Origin of the sequence: Rhizobium sp. SJZ105 (genome assembly GCF_007828365.1) — a bacterium.
Taxonomy (GTDB): domain Bacteria; phylum Pseudomonadota; class Alphaproteobacteria; order Rhizobiales; family Rhizobiaceae; genus Agrobacterium; species Agrobacterium tumefaciens.
This window is the reverse complement of record NZ_VIUP01000038.1, coordinates 1-1,955: the sequence shown is the minus strand read 5'-3', so window position 1 is coordinate 1,955 and position 1,955 is coordinate 1. Positions and strand designations below refer to the sequence as shown.

Genomic DNA, 1,955 nt, shown 5'->3' with positions numbered 1-1,955 from the left:
CTGCCGGACACGTAAGTCGGCGGCATCCGAATACGGGCGTATATGTAGGTCGCCCGCATGGGGTCATGGAGAGAATGCAGCCAGACCATGACATCGGCATCGACTTGCGGAACGCAAGGGAAAAGACTGCGACCGGCAGCCTCACCAATACGCTGACGTCCAGCATATGAACGAGGGAAGGCATGATGGAATGACAACGAAAGTATTGCGTCTCAAGGGAGTTGACCCTGATGTCCATCATGTTGGCGGAGTTCTCGTAGTAGTCCGCGGCAGGGAAAGCCTGCCACATGGCGAAGGGGAACAGTTCAAACTGCTTGAAGTGCAAACTATCTGACCAAACGAGGTGAAGACCTTTGATAATCAGCGAAATGCAGCACAAGCTCGCAACATGGGCCGAGAGCGATCCAAACCGAAGGTTTGATCGGCTTCTTCGGCTGATTGCCAACCGGGAATGGCTTGCCGAGGCCGCTCGGATGGTTCTTGCGTCAAGCGGCGCACGAACGCCGGGTATCGACGGAATGGATAAGCAACGACTGCAGGGCAAACTGGATCAGCATCTGGACGACCTGCGGACAAGCCTGCTGGAGGAGAGCTATCGCCCCCAGCCGGTCAAGCGCATCTATATCCCGAAATCGAACGGCAAGCTACGACCACTGGGTATTCCGACCCTGACGGATCGCATCGTCCAACGCGCCATGCTGATGGCCATGGAGCCAATCTGGGAAAGCGATTTCCATCGTTTATCCTATGGCTTCCGACCGGAACGCAGCGTGCATCATGCCGTCCGCACCGTGAGGATACAGTTACAGGATGGAGGTGGAACGAAGGGCCGCTGGATCATCGAAGGTGATCTGGCCAGCTACTTCGATACGGTCCATCATCGGCTGCTTCTGAGATGCGTGCGGCGACGTGTGCAGGACGGACGGTTCGTCGATCTTCTCTACCGGTTCTTGAAAGCAGGCCACATCGACCGTGGCCTGTTTACGGCCTCAAGCGAGGGTGTTCCGCAAGGTGGCGTTCTGTCACCGCTCCTGTCCAACATCATGCTCCACGAGTTTGATATCTGGCTGGAGGCGAAATACCTGAACAATAAGGCCCGCAAGGATCGCTGGGCATGGAACTTCGGCATCCAGCAGGGCCGTCCCATCACAGTTCGCGAGAACCGGCAATGGAAACCGGCTGTTGCCTATTGCCGATACGCTGACGACTTTGTCGTGATCGTAAAAGGAACCAGAGCTCAGGCAGAGGAAATCCGCGAGGAATGCCGGGCGTTTCTGGAAGGCGAGCTGAAGTTGACGCTGAACATGGAAAAGACCCATGTCACCCACGTCGACGACGGCTTCGTCTTTCTGGGGCACCGGATCATCCGCAAGCGAGGAGCGCATGGACGGATGTCCATCGTCACGACGATACCCAAGGAAAAGGCCAAGGGGTTTGTTCGCAAGCTCACCGGAACCCTTTCCGGCAATCATAGTGTCAGCACGGTCGACATGATCGCCGGCCTAAACCGCCAATTGGTGGGATGGGCGGCGTTCTACAAGTTCACCGACTTCACGGCGTACGTCTTCCGGCGCATCGACCATGTCGTGTTCTGGAAAATGGCGCATTGGCTGGGACACAAGTACCGATCCCGCATCAAACCATTGATGCGGAAATGGTTCAGGGTCCCGGAACCGGGCAAGGCGAAAACCTGGCTCGTGTTTGGTCGCAATGAACGCGGTGAACCCGTCGGAAAAGCGCTACACCGGCTTGTCTCAAGCCCCAAGGCGCAATTCCGGTGGCGCAATCCGGAGGAGAATCCATACATCTGCCGGATTGAGAGCCGCAGCACCGTCACGTCACACTACCATGACGTTGCTATGGCCATGGGCCAAGCTTGAATAGAGAGCCGTATGCGCTGAAAGGTGCACGTACGGTTCGGGGAGGAGAAGTGCTTCTGCGCTTCTTACTCCACT

The 1,955-nt window shown here is 56.8% G+C and carries 1 protein-coding gene; it reads left to right on the top strand.

From position 1 onward, the window contains the following. Positions 1-353 precede the first annotated feature (353 nt). Complete coding sequence (gene ltrA / locus FB593_RS27370) at positions 354-1,880, top strand: group II intron reverse transcriptase/maturase (protein ID WP_025590960.1); 1,527 nt, start codon at positions 354-356, stop codon at positions 1,878-1,880. Positions 1,881-1,955 lie beyond the last annotated feature (75 nt).